Source organism: Kocuria sp., from assembly GCF_030538595.1.
In the GTDB taxonomy this organism is placed as follows: domain Bacteria; phylum Actinomycetota; class Actinomycetes; order Actinomycetales; family Micrococcaceae; genus Kocuria.
Genome location: NZ_JAUNTS010000007.1, coordinates 64,343 through 85,861, shown reverse-complemented (window position 1 = coordinate 85,861; position 21,519 = coordinate 64,343). Strand labels below are relative to the sequence as shown.

Genomic DNA, 21,519 nt, shown 5'->3' with positions numbered 1-21,519 from the left:
AACGGACACTCGGCAGTAGGGGTTAGGGGGTTGGGGTGCGACGGCGGGGGTCTGGTAACGGCAGCAGCAACAGCAAACCCAGGAGCACCACGGTCAGGATTCCCAAAATCCCCCACCGTTGTTCACCGGAAATGTAGATGGCAACGGTGAACAGCGCCGGAGCCAAGAAGCTCACGGCCCGGCCGGTGGTGGCGTAGAGGCCGTAGAGGGAACCCTCGGTGCCCTCCGTGGTGAGCCGGGCCAGATAGGCCCGGGAGGATGCCTGGGCTGGGCCCACCGCCAAGCACAGGGCCAGTCCGCAAATCCAGAAAACTGTGTGCCCGTCCAGGAACAGCAGAGGCACGGCAAAGACCATCACCCACACCAGGGCCACCACAATCACGGTCTTGGGGCCAACACGATCATCCAGTTGGCCCCCGATCAATGCGCCGATGCCTGCGGCCAGATTGCCCACGATGGCAAAAGTCATGACTTCCGCCAGCGTGAATCCAAAGGTGCCGGCTGCAATCACCCCGCCGAAGGTGAAAATTCCGGAGAGCCCGTCCCGGAACACGGCGGAGGCCAGCAAAAAGAACAGCGCGGTGCGGTCAGTTCGCCACAGTTGCCGGACCATGCCCAGAATCTCGCGGTAGGGCCCCAGCGGTCCCTCACGGTGTTGATCGGGTGAGACCGCAGGTGCCATCAATCGTTCCCGGCGGTGCAGGGAGACCACCAGGGGGATGGCAAACACGGCACACCACGCGGCGCAGAACAGGGCGACGGCGCGTACGTTGACGGCGTCTTCGGTGGGAAGTCCCACGAATCCGGGGGAGACAAAGCCGAACAGGACAAAAGCCGTGGCAAGGATGGAGCCGATGTACCCGGCAGCCCACCCTCGTCCGCTGATGCGCCCCACGCGGTCCGCCGGAGCGATGGTGGGAAGTACGGCGTAGTAGTCCACGGCCGCCAGTTCCTTGGCAGCGTTGGCGGCGGAGAGCAGCATCACGCCCAGCAAGAGGAACTGCTCGGCGGGAGCCGCAAAAAAACATCCGGCGGTAGCCAGTACACACAGAGCTGTGAGCACCGCGATGGCGGGAGCTCGGCGCCCACTGCGATCAGACAGACGCCCTACCAAGGGGGCGAACACGGCGATGCTCACCGCGGCAAGGGCGGTGGCTATGGAGAGCACCTGGGAGGTGTGCTCGGTACTGCCGAAAGCTGAACTTGTCAGGTACGTGGTGAACACGAACGTGATCATCAGGGCGTCGATCACGGAAATGGCGACGTCGTAGAAATACCAGGCCGTGAGCGTTGTCCTGGGGGCTGGTTGGGCGGGGGATGGGCGGACCGGAGGGGCGGTCTGGGCGGTCATGACCCCAGCGTAAAGTGCTGGAGGCCACATCGGGTGCGGGTTGAGCTCATGGGGGTCAGCCCGGGCCTTGGTAGGATTGTCCCCAGCTCGAACCGACCCGAGCGTTATTGCCATGTCACCAAGGGTTTAGACGGCATGGCCCGCGGGTCCGGTAGAGCTGACACCCTTGAAGACCAATCTCCCGCGTTAATGCCGGCCTCGGAGGTGCCATGCTCGCAGTGCTCATTGCCCATGCCTTGGCAGCGCTGCTGGCACCCCTGATTTTCCCCCGCATTGGCCGTAATGCCTTTTACTTGCTGGCCGCTGTGCCGGGGGTTTCGTTCATCTGGCTGTTGTTGCAGTGGCCTGCCGTCCGGGACGGTCAGGACCCCATGCAGCTGGTCAACTGGGTGCCCGCGCTTGACTTGGAACTTGCTTTCCGGATGGATGCCCTGGCGTGGGCCACTTCCCTGCTGGTGCTGGGGGTTGGTTCCTTGGTGCTGGCCTACTGCGCCAGGTACTTCTCCACGGATTCACCGGACACCGGAGCCTTTGGCGCCCAGCTGGTGGCCTTTGCGGGCGTGATGTTCGGTCTGGTCACCTCCGATGACCTGATGTTGATGTTCATCTTCTGGGAGATCACCTCCGTGCTCTCCTTCCTGCTGATCACCTACGCGCGCACCAGAATGTCAGCGCGGCGTGCTGCCATGCAGGCGCTGGTGATCACCACCGCTGGTGGCTTGACCATGCTGGTTGGTGTGGTCATGTTGGGCCAGCTGGGTGGCACCTATCGGATTTCCGAGCTGCTGGCCAATGCCCCGCAGATCATTGCCGAGCACGAAGCCATGATCAATGTGGCCATAGCCCTTCTCCTGGTGGGGGCGGTCACCAAGTCCGCGCTGATTCCCTTCCACTTCTGGCTGCCCGCAGCCATGGCAGCACCCACGCCGGTCTCCGCTTATTTGCACGCAGCGGCCATGGTCAAGGCCGGCGTGTTCATTGTGGCCCGCTTTGCCCCGGAGTACTCCCAGACCGCTGCCTGGCAGCCCATGATCATCACCTTGGGTCTGGGCACCATGCTGTTCGGCGGCTGGGTGGCCTTGCGGCAGTACGACCTCAAACTCATCCTTGCCTACGGCACCGTCAGTCAGCTCGGCTTCCTGATCCTGATTCTGGGGCAGGGAACTGCCGACGCCGCCCTGGGCGGGTTGGCGCTGATGCTGGCCCACGGTTGCTTCAAGGCCACCTTGTTCCTGGTGGTGGGCATCATTGACCACGAAACCGGTAGCCGTGACGTGCGTAAGCTCTCCGGGCTCTACCACCCCATGAAGGGCCTGTTCGTGATTGCCCTGATCGGGGCGGCCTCCATGGCCGGTTTCCCGCTGCTGGGCGGTTTTGTGGCCAAGGAATCGGTGCTGGAGGGGCTGCTGCACGCGGTGGAGGTCGACGGCGACCCCGCCTCCTGGATTCGTCTGGTCGGCGTGCTGGCGGGTTCAGTTCTGACCGTGGCCTACAGCGCCCGTTTTGTGTGGGGTGCTTTTGCCACCAAGCGCAGCGAATTTGCCGACCTCCCCGTGGGCGCGGACGGCCGTCCGGTGCGTACCCCCACGCACAGCGTGTCCTGGGCCTTCCAAGCCCCGGCTGCCGTACTCACGGTCATCACCATTGCCTACGGGCTCTACCCCGGTCCGGTGGAAACCTTCCTGACCCCGTGGGTTGACACTTTTGATGGTGAAACCACCACGTATCTGTCGTGGTGGCACGGTTTGACCCCGGCCCTGGGCCTGTCCGCAAGTGTCCTGGCAATCGGCCTGGTGCTGTTCTGGTTGCGCATCCCCGTGGCCAAGTTCCAGAACGCACTGCCGCATCTCCCGGCCGGCGAGCGGGTCTACCGCGGCGTGATTGATGCTTTGGACCGTCTGGCGGTCAAGGTCACCGGCAGCACCCAGCGTGGTTCGCTGAGCTTCTACCTGTCCGTCATCCTGGTCACCGCCATTGTGGTGCCGGTGGTGGCTCTGTTCGTGGAGGAGACTCCGCCGCTGGGGGCCATGCGCATTGCGGACTCCTGGGGGCAGGTGATTGCCGGGGCCATCATGGTGGTGGCAGCCCTGGCCGTGATCAAGGTGCAAAAGCGCTTCCTGGCCGTGCTGCTGGTTTCCGTCACGGGCTTTGGCATGGTCCTGATCTTTGCCCTGCAGGGCGCCCCGGACCTGGCCCTGACCCAGATGTTGGTGGAGACCATTGCCCTGGTGGCCATTGTGCTGGCGCTGCGTTCCCTCCCGGCTCCCGTGTGGCGTGGGCGCAAGGACAGAGGCCGGGTCCCGCGGGCCATTGTGGCCGTGACTTTTGGCGTGTTCATGATGCTGCTGGCGGCCTTCTCCATGGCTTCCCGCACCGCCTCCCCAATTTCCCTGAGTATGCCGGAAATGGCATATGAACTGGGCAACGGGGCCAACGTGGTCAATGTGATCCTGGTGGACATCCGAGCCTGGGACACCTTCGGCGAGCTGACCGTGGTGGTGGTGGCGGCCACCGGCGTGGCTTCCCTGCTGTTCGTCCAGGGCCGTGGTGACCGTCTGGTCCGCCGTGCGGTGGCCCCGGACACCGCTCAACTGGAACGCATCCAGGACCGCGCCACCCAAGCTCTGGGTCCGGACGGATACCGCTCTGCCCGTAACTTCCAGGTGGAGCCTTCAAGCCCCTACATTCTGGCGGGCAAAACTGTGGCACCGGAGATCCGCTCCATTGTGCTGGAAGTCATCACCCGCCTGTTGTTCCACACGATCATGCTGGTCTCCCTGTACCTGCTGATCGCCGGACACAACTTGCCCGGCGGTGGTTTTGCCGCCGGTTTGACCGCCGGTTTGGCCCTGACGCTGCGCTACCTGGCAGGTGGCCGTTACGAGCTGGAGCGGGCCACCCCCATCAACGCCGGCACCATGTTGGGCCTGGGCCTGGCCATCTGCTGCCTCTACGCCGTGGTTCCCGTGTTCTTCGGTGGCTCCATCATGCAGAGCTACACGCTGGGCGCTGAGCTTCCGCTCTACGGCTACACGTACGTGGTGACTTCGGTGATCTTTGACATCGGCGTGTACCTGATCGTGATCGGCCTGGTGCTGGACATCCTGCGGTCTCTGGGCGGCCACGTGGATGAGCAGCATGAGGACGAGATCATGCGGCGTCGTCGTCGGGCCCAGGGGAAGGGCGCCCGGATTCGGGTGACTCGCGGTCCGGCATCGGATGCCGGTGCCACGGGCACGGTGACCGTGACCAGAGAAGAACCCGTTGAGCTGACAGAGGAGGACTCCGCACCATGAGCGTCAATCTGACTCTGTTGATTGTGATGGGTGTGCTGTACGCCGTGGGTGTGTACCTGGTGCTGGAGCGCTCCCTGACCCGCGTACTGCTGGGCGTGATGCTGCTGACCAACGCCACCAACCTGCTGATTGTGCACGCTGCGGGCATGCCCGGGTTGGCGCCGCTGTACTCGGCGGACACGGACCCGCAGGATTACACGGATCCCCTGCCGCAAGCCCTGGTGCTGACCGCCATTGTGATCGGGTTGGCCGTCACCGCATTCCTGCTGGGACTGATTTACCGCTCCTGGGTGCTTTCACGCCGGGACGTCATTGCAGACGACGACGAAGACCGCCGCGTGGCCGCCCAATCATCCTTTGTGGATGAGGAAGACGCCGAACTGCCGGAGGACACCTCCGAGTTCGACGACGACCAGCTGGAGGCCAATGAACGCGAAAGCGAACTGCGGCATCAGCGTGAGATGGAATGGGTCCAGGCCCAGAAACAAGAGCGTGAGAACAACGACCGGGACGGAGGTCAGCGATGAGCATAGAGATTGCCCAGTTGGCCCCCTTGGCCATCATCGTGCCGTTCGTGGGTGCGGCCATGACGTTGGTGCTGTTCCGGCACAACCGCATGCAGCGGGTCATGGCCATTGCCACCTTGGCGCTGTCCTTGGTGGTGGAGACCCTGGTGCTGATTCAGACCTGGGACGCACCGCCCACCGCGGTCAACCTGGGTGGATGGGAAGCGCCATTCGGCATTGTGCTGATGGTGGACCAGCTCTCCGCGATCATGCTGGTGGTCTCCACCATCGTGTCTCTGGCGGTGCTGATCTACGCAACAGGTCAGGGTGTGGCAGACGGTGATGCCGAAGGCCCCATCTCCATCTTCTACCCCACGTTCTTGATCCTGGTTGCCGGTGTTTCCAACGCCTTCCTGGCAGGGGACCTGTTCAACCTCTACGTGGGTTTCGAGATCTTCCTGGTGGCCTCCTACGTGCTGATGACCATGGGTGGCACCACACAGCGGATTCGCGCCGGTGTCACGTACGTGGTGGTTTCCATCATTTCCTCCGTGCTGTTCCTGATTGCCATCGGCATGATTTATGCCGCCACGGGCACCGTGAACATGGCGGATCTGTCCATCAAGCTGGCGGAACTGCCCGCAGGCACTCAGATGCAGCTGCACTTGATGCTGCTGGTTGCCTTTGGCATCAAGGCGGCGGTTTTCCCGCTGTCCTTCTGGCTTCCGGACTCCTACCCCACGGCTTCTGCTCCGGTCACTGCGGTGTTTGCCGGCCTGCTGACCAAGGTGGGCGTGTATGCGATCATCCGGACGGAAACCTTGCTGTTCACCGCCGACCGGGTCAACACGTTGTTGATGTGGGTCTCCCTTCTGACCATGGTGGTGGGCATCCTGGGTGCCCTGGCCCAGATCGACATCAAACGTATGTTGTCCTTCACGCTGGTCAGCCACATCGGGTACATGATCTTTGGTATTGCGGTGGGTACCGTGGCGGCCTACTCGGCGGTGGTCTACTACGTGGCTCACCACATCATCATTCAGACCAGCCTGTTCCTGGTGGCTGGCTTGATTGAGCGTCGCGGGGGGTCCACCAACACGGACCGTCTGGGGGGCATGGCGCGCTTGGCCCCGGTGCTGGCTCTGCTCTACATGATCCCGGCGTTGAACCTGGGTGGTATCCCGCCGTTCTCCGGCTTCCTGGGCAAGATCGGCCTGTTCCAGGCCGGTGTGGACGTGGCCACCTGGCAGACCTACGTGGTGATTGCCGGTGCCGTCCTGGCCTCCTTGCTGACGCTGATCGCCATGATGCGCGTGTGGAACCGCGTGTTCCTGCGCACCCCGGACGACGCCGATTTCCCCGACCCCGTGCTGCTGGCCACCACCCGTGAGGGCCACTGGGGTGCAGGCGCCCAGCAGACGATCACCAGCCGTAACGGAGATCCGGCGCAACGAGTGAGCTTGTTGCCGCGCCTGATGGTCTGGCCCACCACCGCTCTGGTGCTGGTGGGCGTGGCCCTGACTGTGTTTGCCGGCCCGCTGTTTGCGGTGGCGGACAATGCCGCCGCCAATCTGAAGAATCCTGCCGCCTACGTGGAGGCTGTGTTCGGACCGGAGGGCCAACCGGGTGGTGCGCTGGAGAACGGCGCAGATGACGGCACGGCAGGTTCAACGGACGGTGCTGATGTTCCCGCCGGCACCCAATACGGCAACGGTGAACAGGAGGGCCTGGCCGTGGACATTTACCCGGGCCCCACGGAGTCACCCGAACCCGCTGCAACCGGCAGTGAGGAGACGCCATGAGTGAGAGCACCAACGCTGCGCCCGGCGCAGAAGAGACGGCGCGCCGGCAACGTCGTGAGCGATTGGCCACCAAGCGAGCCAAAGTTCGACGTCGTAATCACCGGTTCATTGTGGAGATCCCCCTGATCCTGTGGCTGGTGGTGGTCTGGGCAGTGCTGTGGGGTGAGTTCAACCTGACCAATCTGACGGTCGGTGTGATTTTTGCTCTGCTGGTGACCCGCGTTCTGGCGCTGCCGCCGGTGACCCTGTCGTATCGCTTCAACGTGCTGCAGGCCCTGGTGATGGGTGTGACCTTCCTGTACCAGGTGACCAAAGCCAGCTTCCAGGTGCTGTGGGTGGCCATCAAGGAGGGCCCCAACGTGCGCAGCGCCATTGTGGGTGTTCAGCTGCGTACCGGCAATGACCTCCTGGTCACCGCGGTGGCCAACACCACGGGCCTCATCCCGGGTTCTGTGCTGATCGAGGTGGACCGCTCCACCGGCACCTTGTTCTTCCACGTGCTGAATGTGAAGAATGAGGAGGAAGTGGAGTCCTTCCGCCAGGTGGTCCTGGACACGGAAGCGGCGTGGATCCGCACCATGGGCGATCAGCATGAACTGGCAATCTTGCACGCCGAAGACGAGCGCTTGGGCAGAAAGCACCCCATGGCTGTGTTGCGTGCCCCCGAACAGTCAGGAGATCGCTGATGAATTCGATCGTGTTGTTCCTGGCCGTCCTGATGCTGGCCGGAGCCGCCGCCGGTGTGCTGTACCGGTTGGTCAAGGGCCCCGCACTGTTGGACCGGGTGCTGGCCAGTGATGTTCTGTTGGCCATTGTGGCGGCCGCGGTGTGTGTGGACATGCTGTGGCAGCAGAACACGGACTACCTGGTGTTGACCGTCATGATTTCCCTGGTGGGTTTCCTGGCCTCCGTGACGTTTGCCCGCTTTGTGCAGACCCGCCCGTCCCAGCACCCGGATGCGGGGCGAACCCGCTCTGAATGGGAGGACGCGGAGGCGCCGTCCCGGCCACGGGAACCGGGTACTGGAACGGGGGAGATCACCATCATCCATTCACCGCAGTCGGCCCGGGAAGCGGCCACCGGCCCGGGAGTTGGTCCCGGATCACAGTGGGAGCGGCCCAGCCAGACCGGCGGTTCCGGAACCGAAACGGAGGGACGCTGATGGACCTTGTACTGGATGTGATCGGTTCGGTCTTGTTGCTGGTGGGCTGCCTGATGTCCCTGGCTGCCGGATTGGGTTTGGTGCGCTTGCCGGATGTCCTGACCCGCATGCACGCAGCCACCAAGCCGCAGGTGCTGGGATTGCTGTGCGTTTTGCTGGCGGTGGTGATCATCAACCGCGCTTGGGAGCTGTTCCCGCTGGCCATGTTGGGCTGGGTGTTCATGTTGCTGACGGCCCCGGTGAACGCCCACATGGTGGGCCGCGCCAGCTACCGCAGCAAGCACGTCAAGGAGGAGGGCGTCACCAAGGACGAACTCGCCCTTGCTCTGAAAGGCAACACTCCGGTGGAAACTCGCGTTGAGCAGATTGCTGACAATCCTGATTCAGCCGCGCGCTAAGGTTGTGCCGGGAGAATTGTCCACGAACTCGGACCGCGGTCCGGTGAAGGAGTGACCATGAACGACAAAGTATTGAGCCTGGTGGGAACCGCTGCCTCCATTGCGGGCGTCACGGTGGCCAACAAGGGTCTGACCGCCATCTGGGGCAAGGTCACGGGCCATGAACCCCCGGCCAAGAACCCGGACCCGCAGGAACGTTGGGCTGACATTCTCCTGTGGGCCGTCATCACGGGTGTGGTGACCACCGTCATCAAGGTGGGCGTGACCCGTCAGGTGGCCAAGATGCAGGGTGACAGCGACCAGATCGGCGCCTGAACCCCCTCAATTTTTCAACGACGCCGGTGTCCCCGGCCTGCGTGACCTCCGCTTGAGTGAGCACGGGTTGCCAGGTGTGGGCGCCGGCGTCGTCACGTGCTTGCTAGAGTGAGCGGGCACTGTAACGACAGGGGAGCGCGTAAGCGCTGAGAGTGCGGGCGACCGCAGACCCTCGAACCTGATCCGGTTAGTACCGGCGCTAGGGAGTCGAGCATCTCGGGGTGTCCGGGGTCCGTGTGGCACGGACCGGGCACCTCCCCCTCCTGAACACATGCCGGTGGCGCTGCGCCCCGGATCGGGAGGAAACCATGAACAAGACGTCACATTCTGCGGATCGGCGCACCACCACCGCAGCCCGCCCCGGAACCAGGCGCTCGCGCATGCAGTGGCGGGTGGTGGATTTGGTGGTCTTGGCCGTGCTGGCGGCAGCTTGCGGCGTGATCTTCTGGGCCTGGTCCAATCTGGTCTACCCCATGATCACCAGCGCCGCCGTGGCTTATCCGCCTGCTTCCGGGTTCATGATGGGTGGATGGTTGATCGCTGGCACTTTGGGCGGGTTGATCATCCGCAAACCAGGGGCCGCGTTGGTCTGTGAACTGTTGGCGGCGGTTTTCCAAGGGTTGATGGGCACGCATTTTGGGTTGACCGTTGTGATTTCCGGGCTGGTTCAGGGCTTGGGCGCGGAGTTGATCTTTGCAGCCACGGGCTACCGGCGGTTCGGCCCGGTGGTGGCCACCGCTGCCGGTGCCCTGGCGGGGCTGTTCGGCAGCGTGTCCGAGTGCATCATCTACTACTACGAATGGCAGAGTGCCCATCAGGTGGTCTATGTGGTCTTTGCCACGGTCTCCGGTGCGGTGATCGCCGGGTTGCTGATGTGGGCGCTGACCCGAGCCCTGCGTGCCACCGGCGTGCTCTCCGCGCTGTCCTCCGGACGGTGAACATGCGGGGTGCCTTGGTGGAAGCCAGGGACTTTTCCTGGCGCCATCCGGACCGAGCACGGGCATCCCCGTCCGGGGTGACGTTCCGGGTGGAACCGGGGGAGAAAGTTCTGGTGGTGGGCCCCAGCGGTGTGGGCAAGTCCACCTTGCTCCACGCTTTGGCCGGGGTTTTGGACCCGGGGGTGGAGGACTCATCCGCGGACAGCGCCGCGGCGGACGGTGAAAACAATACTGCCCAAGGGTCCGGGCCCAGCGGGGAATTGCTGATCCAGGGCCGCCCAGCTCTGGAGAGGGCCAGCATCACGGGGTTGCTGCAACAGGACCCGGAAGCGGGGATTGTGCTGGCCAGGGTGGGGGACGACGTCGCTTTCGGCCCGGAGAATCTGGCCGTGGCACCCCAGAAGATCTGGCCACGGGTGGATGCCGCACTGGAGGCCGTTGGCCTGAGCGTGCCCCTGGACCGGCAAACGGATGCCCTCTCCGGCGGACAACAGCAGCGCTTGGCCCTGGCCGGGGTGACTGCCATGCACCCGCAACTGCTGCTCTTGGACGAGCCCACGGCCAACTTGGATCCGGAAGGTGTGCGCACGGTGCGCGCCGCCGTGGAATCCGTACTGGAACGTACCGGTGCCACGTTGATTGTGGTGGAGCACCGCACGGAAGTCTGGGCGGACGTGGTGGACCGGGTGGTGGTCCTGGGCCCGAACGGCGTGGAGCAGGACGGGCTACCCAGCGAGGTTTTTGGGGATTTGCACCGCCGGGAAACCTTGGCCCGCCAGGGGATTTGGGTGCCTCAGCGTGGGTTGCCGACTCCGGTGCAAGCACGTCCGGAACCTGGCCCAGAATTATTGGAATTACAAGAACTCAGAGTTTCCCGTCAGCAGCCTTCTTCCCGGGCACTGGCCCAACGCCGCCGCAAGGTGCGTTCCGGGCGCACCGTGCCGGAGCATGCCGTGGCCGGGCAACCCGTGGCTCAACCGGTGAATTACACGGTGCGCGGTGGCACGGCGACGGCACTGACGGGAGTCAACGGGGCCGGTAAGTCCACCCTGGCACTGACCTTGGCGGGGCTGTTGGTACCCGCCGGTGGAAGCGTGACCGCCCTGCCGGCGCTGGCTGGGGACACGGTTGCGGACCCCTCAGCCTGGTCCGGGCCCGAGCTGCTGACCCGGATCGGCACCGTGTTCCAAGAACCAGAACATCAATTTCTGGCCAACACGGTCCGGGCGGAACTTGCAGAAGGCCCCCGCCGTGCCGGTTGGGCTTCCGCTGACATCCAGGCCACCGTGGACGATCTGCTGGAACGCCTGGATCTGGTGGAGGTGGCCCAAGCCAATCCGTTCACCCTCTCCGGTGGTCAAAAGCGCCGCTTGTCCGTGGGAACCGTGATGGCCGCAGCCCCCGATGTGCTGGTGTTGGACGAACCCACCTTTGGCCAGGATGCGGCCACCTGGCATTCCGTGGTCAACCTCCTGGCGGATCAGGTACGGGCCGGGCGCGCAGTGGTGGTGGTGACCCATGACCGCGAGCTGATTCACGCGCTGGGCGCCACTGAACTGCGGGTGGAACCGGCGGACTCTTCAGAGCAAGTTGCGGAGCGGGCACCTGAGTCTCCACTCACCCACCAGCGCGGCTGGCTCAGTGGCCGGGATGCGCTGACCAAACTCTTCTGCGCCGTCATGCTCACGGTGCCCTTGGTGATTTCAGCCGATCCGGTGACCTCCGGGCTGATTCTGGGCGGGGAACTGCTGGCGCTGGTCTTGGCAGGCCAACGGCCGCTGCGACTCCTGCTGGTGGCTTGGCCCCTGCTGCTTGCAGCTCTGCTCTCCGGATGGGGAACTGCACTGCTGGCGGAAGATTCGGGAGCCACGCTGCTGCTCCTGGGGCCGGTCACGATTTCGGAAGGCTCCCTGGCAGCTGGAGCCGCGATTGCCTTGCGAGGGCTGGCTCTGGCGCTGCCGGGGTTGGTGCTGTTGCTCACCACCGATCCCACGGATCTGGCCGACGGGTTGGCGCGCACGGCAAAACTACCGGCTCGGTTTGTGATAGCCGCGCTGGTGGGGTTGCGCTTGATGACCGTCATGATGCGGCAGTGGCAGGTTCTGGTGACCGCGCGCAGGGCTCGCGGAGCAGGGGCATCCCGCAGCCCGCGACTGGTTGTGGCGGAAGTGTGGGGACGTGGATTCGGGCTGCTGGTTCAGGCGTTGCGGCGGGCCACCCGACTGGCTGTCACCATGGAAGTGCGGGGTTTTGGCTCCGTGGTGGCTGCCCAGCAGCGCACGTGGGCCAGGCCCATCACCAGAACCCGGGCAGACGTTCAGCTTGTTGCCGTGACACTGGTCTTGGGCGTGGGTGCCCTGGTGGTTTCTCACCTGACGGGGGCGCAGCGCTTCATCTGGCAGTGAGGCAGCCGTTGAGCGGGCAGCGAGGTAGGCGTTGTCCCAGTGCCGTTGTCCCAGTAGTGAGACGGCGCTTGGCCGAGCAGCGAAAGAGTGCTTGACCGGGCGGCGGGCCCCGGTTCGATCAGGCAGTGGGGCCGGGCTGGATGATGTCTGCGCTCTCCCACACGGGATCAGCCTCCAGGTACTGGTTTTCCTGGGCTGCCCACCGGTCCCAGAACTCCAGGTAGGACTTGCCGTCCCGGTTCAGCGCGCGGGTGCGGCGCTGAGCCTCCGGAAGCTCCACCCACACGGAGACGTCCAGCACCTCCCGTGCCACCCAGTTGCAGGCCCCCACACCTTCCAGAATCACGATCTCGGCGGGGCGGGTCAGCCGGGGGCCGCCGGAGGAATCGGCAAGCCAGTCCCAGGCGGCCCAGTAGGCGTCCTGTTCTTCGCGCAGGGTGGCCAGGATGGAGTCGTTGTAGATCTCAATGCCTTGCGCCAGACCATCCCATCCCGGATAGATGTCCTCCAGGTGAAAGGTGACCACGTCCCGGGTCACGGAAAGCACCTCAGAAAGCTGGCTGGCCAAACTGGTCTTGCCGGCTCCGGAGCGGCCGTCAATGCCGATCAGATGCGGTTTTCGGGTGGGGTTTTCCAGCTGGTGGACCAGTGCCAGCCCGGATGGATTGGCCTGCGCAATGGCCGGGTCCATGTGCAATTCAACGTCTTGCACGCTTCAGGCCTCCCGCTGTGTGCCGGCTGATGACGCCAGCGCGTGGCGCGTGTACTCCACGATTCCATCCAGCGCCCCGGTCACCATCTCCCACGTCTGCTCAAAGCCCTGGGCATTGCCGTACCACGGGTCAACAATGCCTTGTTCACGGGCGGGTAGATCTGCCACGGCGGGATCAAAGGAACGGTACATGCGCACCTTGCCGCGGGCGTCGTCGTCGTGGGGCGCCATGGAAGCCAGAGCACGGGCGTGCTGGGTGTCCATGGCCAAAATCAGGTCATGGTCACCGAACCACTGCGGTGTGAATTGCTGCGCGCGGTGGCCATGGGGATTCAGCCCCTCCCGCTTCAGGAGGCGCTGGGCCCGTGGATCAATGGGGTTGCCGTGCTCTTCATCGGAGATCCCGGCGGAGTCGACAGTGACGTGATCTGCAAGACCGGCCCGGTCAAAGGCGCGGCGCAGAGCCAACTCGGCCATGGGTGAACGGCAGATGTTGCCGGTGCACACGGTGGCGATTCGGTACATGCGCCCCATTTTAGGGGTTCTGCCGACCCGGTGTTGATGCGAGGGCAACCAAAACCCCGTCGGGGACCCCGCAGGGGTAACGATTCGGCAAACCAGCCCCACTTTCCGATGGTTCATGGCGGAGATCACACTTAAACTTGATAGAAGTACGCTCAACTTTGTTGACACAGGGGGAGGAAGCTCTATTCTTGAGTCAGGACAACTCAAGATTTGAGACCTCCGGATCGCAGGACGGTCCGGTGAAGACTGAGCAGCCCGTCAAGGGCAGAGGAGGTATGGGAATGTCCCGTGCAGTAGGCATTGACCTGGGAACCACCAACTCGGTTGTTTCCACGCTGGAAGGTGGCGATCCGGTCGTCATCGCAAACGCGGAGGGTGCGCGCACCACTCCGTCCGTCGTCGCGTTCTCCAAGGACGGTGAGACCCTGGTGGGTGCCACCGCCAAGCGTCAGGCCGTGACCAACGTTGATCGCACCATTGCATCCGTCAAGCGCCACATGGGTACCGACTGGACCCAGGACATTGACGGCAAGAAGTACACCGCGCAGGAAGTTTCCGCGCGTACGTTGATGAAGCTCAAGGCTGACGCAGAGGCTTACCTGGGGGACAAGGTCACGGATGCCGTGATCACCGTCCCGGCGTACTTCAACGACGCCGAACGCCAGGCCACCAAGGAAGCCGGCGAAATTGCCGGCCTGAACGTGCTGCGCATTGTCAACGAGCCCACTGCGGCTGCCCTGGCCTACGGCCTGGAAAAGGGCAAGGAAGATGAACTCATCCTGGTCTTTGACCTGGGTGGCGGTACCTTTGACGTCTCCCTGCTGGAAGTTGGCAAGGATGAGGACGGCTTCTCCACCATTCAGGTGCGTGCCACTGCCGGTGACAACCGCCTGGGTGGCGATGACTGGGATCAGCGCATTGTTGACTGGCTGCTGAGCCAGGTGAAGTCCAAGACCGGTGCCGATCTGTCCAAGGACAAGATTGCACTGCAGCGTCTGAAGGAAGCTGCTGAGCAGGCCAAGAAGGAACTCTCCTCCGCTTCCTCCACCAACATCTCCTTGCAGTACCTCTCCGTGACTCCTGAAGGTCCGGTGCACTTGGACGAGACTCTGTCCCGCGCCAAGTTCGAGGATCTGACCAGCGATCTTCTGGCTCGCACCAAGAAGCCGTTTGAGGATGTCATCAAGGAAGCCGGCATCAAGCTCTCCGACATCGACCACGTGGTGCTGGTGGGCGGTTCCACCCGTATGCCGGCCGTTGTGGAAGAGGTCAAGAAGCTCTCCGGCGGCAAGGAGCCCAACAAGGGTGTGAACCCTGATGAGGTGGTGGCCGTTGGTGCTGCCATTCAGGGTGGTGTGCTGAAGGGCGACCGCAAGGACGTCCTGCTGATTGACGTCACCCCGCTGTCCCTGGGCATTGAGACCAAGGGCGGTGTGATGAACAAGCTGATCGAGCGCAACACGGCAATCCCCACCAAGCGCTCGCAGGTCTACACCACCGCTGAGGACAACCAGCCTTCGGTTTCCATTCAGGTTTTCCAGGGTGAGCGTGAGTTCACCCGGGACAACAAGAACCTGGGCACCTTTGAGCTGACCGGTATTGCTCCGGCTCCGCGCGGTGTGCCGCAGATCGAGGTCACCTTTGACATTGACGCCAACGGCATTGTGCACGTGTCCGCCAAGGACAAGGGCACTGGCACCGAGCAGTCCATGACCATCACCGGTGGTACCTCCCTGTCCCAGGAAGACATTGACCGCATGGTCAAGGACGCTGAGGCCAACGCGGAGGCTGACAAGGCCCGCCGTGAGGCAGCTGACATGCGCAACAACGCTGAGCAGCTGGCCTACTCCACGGACAAGATGATCAAGGACAACGACGACAAGCTCTCCGAGGACGTCAAGTCTGAGGTCCAGGCGGATGTGGACGCTGTCAAGAAGGCTCTGGAAGCCGATGACGACGACGCCGTGAAGTCTGCTCTGGACAAGCTGCAGGCCTCCATGGGCAAGATCGGCGAAGCCATCTACGCCCAGCAGGATGCTGCCGGTGCCGAAGGTGCCGAGGGCACTGCGCAGGCAGACTCCCAGGACGACGACGACATTGTTGACGCCGAGGTTGTGGACGAGGACGACACCAAGAAGTGATCGACCTCTGATGGTGGTGGCCGAGCAATCGGCCACCACCATCCCCACCCCATGGAAGGAACATGATGAGCACTTCAGCAGAAGAGCCCCAAGACACCGGGCAGGGTGGCGAACCCGGCGTGGGAGCAGGGGCTGAGCAGGAGACCCCGCTGACCGCGGAGGAAATCCTGAATGCGGAACAGACCGAGGAAGCTCGGGCCGCGGATCAGGAGAACTCGGCGGAAGATTCCGAGTTCGCCCAGTTGGCCAATGACCGGCTGGAAGACCTGCGCCGTTTACAGGCGGAGTTCGTGAACTACAAGAGCCGTACGGACCGTGAGCGTGCCCAACTGCGGGATCACGTGGCCAGCGATGTTCTGGGTTCGCTGGTTCCGGTTTTTGATGACATTGATGCCGCCCGTGCAGCTGGAGATCTGACCGACGGCCCCTTTGCTGCCATCGCCACCAAACTGGAGGACCTGCTGGCCAAGCAAGGCTTGGAGCGCCTTGGCGCCATTGGGGAAGCCTTTGACCCCAATGTGCACGAGGCCGTGTTGCAGCAGCCCGCCGAGGGCGTGGAGGCAGACCACATCTCCATGGTGCTGCGTTCCGGTTTCCGGGTTGGCGGCCGCGTGGTGCGTGCTGCCCAGGTGGCAGTTGCTCCTTGAGTGCTGCACCCCGGCTGATTCGTGAATCATCCGGGTGGCTGAATCGACCCGCGGCCGGTGAGTGGAGTATCCCGCTGACCGGCCGCGCTGGGTCCAACAGAGAATTGACAAAATACTTCATTGCCCCCTGAAAGGAGGCGTCATGGCCAGTCAGGACTGGATCGACAAGGACTTTTACGCCGTTCTGGGCGTCTCCAAGGAGGCGACCGACGCTGAGATCAAAAAGGCGTACCGCTCACTCGCCAAGAAGTACCACCCGGACCGCAACGCGGGAGATGCCGCGGCCGAACAGAAGTTCAAGGAAATCTCCGAAGCTCACGATGTCCTGGCGGACCCCGAAGAACGCAAGGAGTACGACGCCATTCGGGCCATGGGCTCTGGCGCTCGCTTTGCCGGTGGTGCCGATGGCGCCGGGTTTGAAGACCTGTTCGGTGATGTGTTCGGTGGCGGACGAACCCGCACCCGGTACTCCACCGGCGGTGGTCACAACATCAACTTTGAAGACCTGTTCGGTGGCGCCGGGTTTGGTGGCGGATTTGGCGGTGGGAGCTATTCGGACGGCTACTCCGGCGGTTTCGGCCCGGGGGGCGCAGACCCCCGTTTCCAAGCTCCGCCCGCCAAAGGTGAAGACATCACCACCAGCACGGTGATCCCCTTCCGCTCCGCCATGGAGGGCACCACGGTCAAGCTGCAACGCGGCAATGGTTCCTCCACCACCGTGCGCATCCCGCAGGGTGTGCGGGATGGTCAGAAGCTCAAACTGCGTGGCAAGGGCCACTCCGGTCCAGGTGGCAACGGGGACTTGATCTTGACGATCAAGGTGGGGGAGCACCCCGTGTTTGCCCGCCGCGGCAGCACCGATGACCTCACCGTGACCGTGCCCATCACGTTCCCGGAGGCTGCCCTGGGGGCCACCATCAAGGTGCCCACGGTGGAAGGGTCGCCGGTGTCTTTGAAGATCCCCGCAGGCACCAGCTCCGGGCGCAAGTTCCGGGTCAAGGGCAAGGGTGTGACCACAACCAAGGGCACGGGCAACTTGATTGTCACCGTGGAGATTCAGGTGCCCAAGGAACTCAACGACGACGCCAAAGCAGCCGCTGAAGCGTTTGCTGCAGCCACCGCAGAGGTTGATCCACGCGAACACGTGATGGCGAGGGCTCATGAGTAACCACCCGGAGGAACGGGCGCTGTACGTGATTTCCGTGGCAGCGGAGTTGGCGCAGATGCATCCGCAGACATTGCGGCAGTACGACCGTTTGGGCCTGGTGCAACCCACTCGCGCCCCGGGGCGAGCACGCCGTTACTCCCCGCGGGACATTGAGAAGCTGCGTGAGGTGCAGAGACTTTCCCAGGAGGGAATTTCCCTGGAGGGGATCAGGCGCATCCTGCAGTTGGAGAATCAGGTCATCGCGTTGCAGCGCCGCATGATGGAACTGCAGGCCGAACGTGATGCCGCGCTGGAGCAGGTGCGTCATGACCAAAGTGTCTGGGCGGCATCCCCTTCCGGAGAGGTGATTCGGTTGCCCCGGGGTTCCCGGCCTCCGGGTACACCGCCTGGGCCCACCTCCAGCGCCTTGATGGTGTATCGCCCGCGCCGTTCGAGCTGACCGAGGCTCAATGCCTCCAGCTGGTCCCTGTGGGGTCTTCATCTTGGGGGTCCACACCGGCGCGGGTGGTTGCTGACAGGTGTTGTTGTGCCAGCCGCCGGAGCACCTTGAGGACGGGGTCCATCAGGAGCGTTCCCAGAATCACCTGGTGGACAGCCCCTGCTGGGTCAGACGGAACGGAGTTGACGTCCACGCGGGCAATTTTTTCCGCTGCCTCCGCGTAGACGTTCATCCGGCTTTCTGTCACGCCCAAATCAGCGTCATCGCAAGCAGCCCAGGCTTGATCCAACTGCTCCACCAGCGGGTCATCCACTCCAATACGCCACCCGTGGGCCTCAATCCACGCGCGTGCCCGGGAGGGTTGCCCGCCCGCGTGGTCCCCGAGTGCCCCGGACTGTTGAGCCGAATCAGAATCAAGTGAGTCGTCCAGGACGGCCATGTCTTGACCGGTGTTCGGCGGTGGGACGCAGCGGTAGTCCTGGCTGGGGCCGCTGAGCGCACGCTGAGCGGTGCCCAGCAGGCCAAGGCGTTCGATGTCTGGATCTTCCAACGTTGCCAACACCCGCCCCACGTCCTCCAGGGAGAGCCCGGCAATCTCCGTCAGTGCCCGAATCAGCCGCAATCGCTCCACGTGGGTGTGGTCGTAGTCAGCCTGGGTCCGTGACAGCGGGCGGCCAGGCTGTAGCAATCCCTTACGCAGGTAAAACTTCAGCGTTGCAACAGAAACCCCGGTCTGAGCGGAGAGTGCGGAAATTTTCATCATCACCCCTTGACTTTGGATAGCTTAGCTCCCCAATAATGGATACTGACACTATCTAGTTGGATGAGGTGAGAGTCACCATGGCCAAGGCTTTGACGCATGCGTACGCCGGCGACGTCGTCGTTTTTCAGATTGGGATGACCGTCAAAAAACTGCACCGACCAGACCTCTGGGGCCCAGTTGCGCTGGCCATGACCCGTATGCAGGCCGAACTGCGCGAACGTACAGCGCAGGCTGAACGCGGTGAGGCGGAGGACCTGGGGTTTCTGGGGGCCGTGAATTTGCTGGGTGCCAAGGGCCCGTGGTGTGTGCAGTACTGGCGCAGTGTGGAGCAGCTGTACGCCTACGCAAGTGATCCCGAGCACCGTCACCTGCCGGCCTGGCGCCAGTTCAATCAGAGCGCCCGCCGCCATCCGGGGGCGGTGGGGGTCTGGCATGAAACGTACGTGGTTCCCGCCTCCGGTGTGGAAACCATTTACGCGGAAGGTGCGCTGGTGGGACTGGGGGCAGCCGCAGGCACCGTGCCCGTGGCAAAGAGGGGGTTGCGGGCCGCCGAACGTCTTGGGACCGCACCCACCTCTCCGTGAGAGGGTGCCCGAACTCGCCCGTGGATCGGCTTGAACCGACCCGCGGGCGGGGTTGAACGGGCCTGTGAGTCAGGTGAAACCGGCCTGCGGACCGGGCCGTTCAGTCCGTACGACGCCGGTAGGTCAGGTCCCGCGGAATGCGGCCGGCCTCCTGCGCCTTGCGTTCAAAGCTGGTCAGGGTCCGACCCCTCCAGCGCGGTGCCCACCCCTGATCAGGCGCGGAGTCCGTGGCAATCGGCCCGGGGTGAAGGTTCTCAAATCTGCCGTCGGCTTCAATGAGTCGGCGCATCTCAATGGCGTATTCCTGCCAATCCGTGGCCAGCCGCCAGGTGCCACCGGGTTTGATCACGGAAGCCACCTGAGCAATGAAATCTGCGGAGACCAGGCGCCGCTTGTGGTGCTTTTTCTTGTGCCACGGGTCCGGGAAGAACACCCACACCTCATCCACAGAGGCCGGTTCCAGGAAGTGTTTGAGCACTTCCGGGGCATTGGCCTGGACGGCGCGCACGTTCTCCACGCCGTTGGCGGCAGTCTTCATGAGCAGATCGGCCAGCCCGGGGGTGTAAACCTCCACGGCCAAAAAATCGTGTTCGGGAACTTCCGCCGACCGGTGGGCCATGGCCTCACCCAACCCCGAACCGATCTCCACCACCAGAGGTGCAAGCCGCCCGTACACGGCCTGTTGGTCAAAGTGGGCGTGCTCGGCCACGGAAGTGTCCGTGATCTGCCGCGGCACCGTCAGGATTCGGGTGGGGGCCCACTGCTCCCACGCCTTTTCCCGGCGCGGAGTCAGGCGATCACCGCGGCGAACAAAGGAAAGGGGTTGCCGGTGGAACTTCTGATCCACCGGAGTCTTGTCCGGGCGCTCAGATTCTGGGGTGTTGGTCTCACTCATCAACGCATGAGTCTAGTCAGGGCTTAGCCTGGGACGGTCCCTCTCTGCCCGGCCTCCCGGTGGCAAGCCTCTCTTGTGACGAAAGTTGGTCATGCGCGTTTCCTCCCGCCTTGGTTTGGCCCCTGGGCCGGACCGCGTCTTTTTCATCCTGGCGCTCGGCGTCCTGAGTGCGGTCAGTCCCATGGCCACGGACATGTACCTGGCCTCCATGCCCGCTCTGGCGCAGTATTACGGAACTCCGGCAGCCACCATCCAGCTGTCCCTGAGCACCTACATGGTGGGGATGGCTGTGGGGCAGTTCCTGCTGGGGCCCATATCCGATGTCTGGGGGCGCCACCGTTTGTTGGTGGCCGGAACCACGGTGTTCCTGCTCTCCAGCGTCGGTATCGCGTTTTCCTCCGACGTCACGGTGCTGCTGGTACTGCGTGGCGTTCAAGGATTTGCCGGGGCCGCGGGCGTGGTGATCGCCCGTGCCATTGTCTCGGACATCTCCTCCGGGGTGGAGGCGGCCAAGCTCTACTCCCTGCTGGGCACCATCGTTTCAGTGGCTCCCATTGTTGCCCCGGTGCTGGGCGGGCTGATTGCCACGTGGGCACCCTGGCAGGTGGTGTTCTGGGTGCTGGCCGGATTTGGTGCCCTGATGGTGGCCTGCGTGGTCTTTGTGATTCCGGAAACCCTGCCGCCTGAACAACGACGCCGCGGTGGGGCGCTTGCCGCCGTGGGTCTTGCCCGTGACGTTGTGGTGAACAAACCGTTCATGGCTTGGGCGCTGGCCATGTCCTTGGGTTTCGGTTCCTTGTTCTCCTACGTGTCTGCCTCCTCCTTTGTGATGCAGAACGTGGTGGGACTCTCCTCGATCGGTTACAGCTTGGCGTTTGCGGCGGCTGCCTTCGGCTCGGTGATTGCCGGTTTGCTCAATGTCCGGCTGCTCAACCGATACACCCCGGCCCAGATCATGATTGCGGCACTGGCCGCGCAGGGTCTCATCAACGCACTGGGGTTGATCGGCGTGCTGGTGGATGCCCCCGCTTGGAGCATCGTGGTGCACACCATCACCGCACAGACCTGCGTGGGGTTCTTGATCGGCAACGGTATTGCCCTGGCCCAAGCGCAAGTTCCCGGCCGTGCCGGATCGGGTTCAGCGGTCCAGGGGCTCATGCAGTTCATGGTGGGAGGGGCTGTCAGCCCGCTGGCGGGATTGGGTGGAGAGCACACCGCGGTCCCCATGAGCGTGCTGATGTTTGTTTTCACTGCAGCAGCATTGGGCACCGCCGTGATGGCTGCCCGCTGGTCTGAACCTCGCAAGGTTTGAGGCACGGCGCAACCTGACGGACCGCCGTCGTTGGTGCCATCAGTAGATTCAGCAGTCAGTGACCATGACTGCTGACCAGTGGCAATGGTGGCAGTCCAGGGCGATTCGAGTCCAGGTAACAAGGTGGCAACGGTCTGTGTGGTTAGATCACCCTGTGACG

General features: G+C 63.7%; 20 protein-coding genes and 1 riboswitch. Of the genes, 15 read left to right on the top strand and 5 right to left on the bottom strand.

The annotated features are described in order from the left end of the window. Positions 1-22: 22 nt before the first annotated feature. Complete coding sequence (locus tag Q4G32_RS07605) at positions 23-1,351, bottom strand: MFS transporter (protein ID WP_303350489.1); 1,329 nt, start codon at positions 1,349-1,351, stop codon at positions 23-25. A gap of 209 nt (positions 1,352-1,560) precedes the next feature. Here Q4G32_RS07605 and Q4G32_RS07600 point away from each other — a divergent pair, with 209 nt between their 5' ends. The 9 genes from Q4G32_RS07600 to Q4G32_RS07560 all read left to right on the top strand — a co-directional run bounded on the left by Q4G32_RS07600 (position 1,561) and on the right by Q4G32_RS07560 (position 12,173). Beyond that, the gene (locus Q4G32_RS07600) at positions 1,561-4,647 is read left to right on the top strand and encodes a Na+/H+ antiporter subunit A (protein ID WP_303350487.1); all 3,087 of its coding nucleotides are present in this window, start codon (positions 1,561-1,563) and stop codon (positions 4,645-4,647) included. Then, positions 4,644-5,174 carry a Na(+)/H(+) antiporter subunit C gene (locus tag Q4G32_RS07595; RefSeq protein WP_303350485.1) on the top strand — a complete coding sequence of 177 codons (531 nt, stop codon included), beginning with the start codon at positions 4,644-4,646 and terminating at the stop codon, positions 5,172-5,174. Before Q4G32_RS07600 ends, Q4G32_RS07595 begins: the two co-directional genes overlap by 4 nt. Continuing rightward, positions 5,171-6,955, top strand: coding sequence for a Na+/H+ antiporter subunit D (locus tag Q4G32_RS07590; protein WP_303350484.1), 1,785 nt, complete (start codon positions 5,171-5,173; stop codon positions 6,953-6,955). Before Q4G32_RS07595 ends, Q4G32_RS07590 begins: the two co-directional genes overlap by 4 nt. Then, positions 6,952-7,641: a Na+/H+ antiporter subunit E gene (locus tag Q4G32_RS07585; RefSeq protein ID WP_303350482.1), complete on the top strand. Its 690-nt coding sequence runs from the start codon at positions 6,952-6,954 to the stop codon at positions 7,639-7,641. Before Q4G32_RS07590 ends, Q4G32_RS07585 begins: the two co-directional genes overlap by 4 nt. Further along, a complete protein-coding gene (locus Q4G32_RS13950; RefSeq protein ID WP_368660373.1) occupies positions 7,641-8,117 on the top strand; it encodes a monovalent cation/H+ antiporter complex subunit F in 477 nt (158 codons plus the stop codon). The genes Q4G32_RS07585 and Q4G32_RS13950 overlap by 1 nt, the downstream gene beginning before the upstream one ends. Further along, positions 8,117-8,515: a monovalent cation/H(+) antiporter subunit G gene (mnhG, locus tag Q4G32_RS07575; RefSeq protein ID WP_303350481.1), complete on the top strand. Its 399-nt coding sequence runs from the start codon at positions 8,117-8,119 to the stop codon at positions 8,513-8,515. The genes Q4G32_RS13950 and mnhG overlap by 1 nt, the downstream gene beginning before the upstream one ends. Positions 8,516-8,572: 57 nt before the next feature. Next, a complete protein-coding gene (locus tag Q4G32_RS07570; protein WP_303350480.1) occupies positions 8,573-8,830 on the top strand; it encodes a DUF4235 domain-containing protein in 258 nt (85 codons plus the stop codon). Positions 8,831-8,949: 119 nt separating this feature from the next. Continuing rightward, a riboswitch (TPP riboswitch) is annotated at positions 8,950-9,053 on the top strand. A gap of 85 nt (positions 9,054-9,138) precedes the next feature. Continuing rightward, positions 9,139-9,768: an ECF transporter S component gene (locus Q4G32_RS07565; protein WP_303350478.1), complete on the top strand. Its 630-nt coding sequence runs from the start codon at positions 9,139-9,141 to the stop codon at positions 9,766-9,768. Between the two features lie 2 nt (positions 9,769-9,770). Further along, entirely contained in the window at positions 9,771-12,173 is a 2,403-nt protein-coding gene (locus Q4G32_RS07560; RefSeq protein ID WP_303350477.1) for an ATP-binding cassette domain-containing protein, read from the top strand. 118 nt (positions 12,174-12,291) lie between these two features. On the opposite strand, the gene Q4G32_RS07555 is transcribed toward Q4G32_RS07560, so the two are convergent. Together Q4G32_RS07555 and Q4G32_RS07550 are read right to left on the bottom strand one after the other, a co-directional pair. Beyond that, entirely contained in the window at positions 12,292-12,885 is a 594-nt protein-coding gene (locus Q4G32_RS07555) for a hypothetical protein (protein WP_303350475.1), read from the bottom strand. Between the two features lie 3 nt (positions 12,886-12,888). Beyond that, complete coding sequence (locus Q4G32_RS07550; RefSeq protein WP_303350473.1) at positions 12,889-13,410, bottom strand: low molecular weight protein-tyrosine-phosphatase; 522 nt, start codon at positions 13,408-13,410, stop codon at positions 12,889-12,891. A 281-nt stretch (positions 13,411-13,691) separates the two neighbouring features. On the opposite strand from Q4G32_RS07550, the gene dnaK reads away from it, so the two are divergent. From dnaK to Q4G32_RS07530, 4 genes are all read left to right on the top strand, one after another. Then, a complete protein-coding gene (dnaK, locus tag Q4G32_RS07545) occupies positions 13,692-15,551 on the top strand; it encodes a molecular chaperone DnaK (protein WP_303350472.1) in 1,860 nt (619 codons plus the stop codon). Between the two features lie 65 nt (positions 15,552-15,616). After that, positions 15,617-16,198 (top strand): nucleotide exchange factor GrpE, encoded by a 582-nt coding sequence (locus Q4G32_RS07540; protein WP_303350470.1) that lies wholly within the window; start codon positions 15,617-15,619, stop codon positions 16,196-16,198. Between the two features lie 142 nt (positions 16,199-16,340). Further along, positions 16,341-17,366, top strand: a complete 1,026-nt coding sequence (locus Q4G32_RS07535; RefSeq protein ID WP_303350469.1) for a DnaJ C-terminal domain-containing protein — start codon at positions 16,341-16,343, stop codon at positions 17,364-17,366. Then, a complete protein-coding gene (locus Q4G32_RS07530; RefSeq protein ID WP_303350468.1) occupies positions 17,359-17,805 on the top strand; it encodes a heat shock protein transcriptional repressor HspR in 447 nt (148 codons plus the stop codon). The genes Q4G32_RS07535 and Q4G32_RS07530 overlap by 8 nt, the downstream gene beginning before the upstream one ends. A 7-nt stretch (positions 17,806-17,812) precedes the next feature. Here the strand turns inward: Q4G32_RS07530 and Q4G32_RS07525 are convergent, their stop codons facing one another. Continuing rightward, a complete protein-coding gene (locus Q4G32_RS07525; protein ID WP_303350467.1) occupies positions 17,813-18,565 on the bottom strand; it encodes a MerR family transcriptional regulator in 753 nt (250 codons plus the stop codon). An 80-nt stretch (positions 18,566-18,645) separates the two neighbouring features. Here Q4G32_RS07525 and Q4G32_RS07520 point away from each other — a divergent pair, with 80 nt between their 5' ends. Further along, on the top strand, positions 18,646-19,152 hold the full coding sequence (locus Q4G32_RS07520) for a DUF4188 domain-containing protein (RefSeq protein ID WP_303350466.1): 507 nt from the start codon (positions 18,646-18,648) through the stop codon (positions 19,150-19,152). Positions 19,153-19,252: 100 nt separating this feature from the next. Here Q4G32_RS07520 and trmB read toward each other — a convergent pair whose 3' ends face one another. After that, positions 19,253-20,047 carry a tRNA (guanosine(46)-N7)-methyltransferase TrmB gene (gene trmB, locus Q4G32_RS07515; RefSeq protein ID WP_303350465.1) on the bottom strand — a complete coding sequence of 265 codons (795 nt, stop codon included), beginning with the start codon at positions 20,045-20,047 and terminating at the stop codon, positions 19,253-19,255. Positions 20,048-20,138: 91 nt separating this feature from the next. On the opposite strand from trmB, the gene Q4G32_RS07510 reads away from it, so the two are divergent. Further along, positions 20,139-21,359, top strand: coding sequence for a multidrug effflux MFS transporter (locus Q4G32_RS07510; protein WP_303350464.1), 1,221 nt, complete (start codon positions 20,139-20,141; stop codon positions 21,357-21,359). The last annotated feature ends 160 nt before the right edge of the window (positions 21,360-21,519 follow it).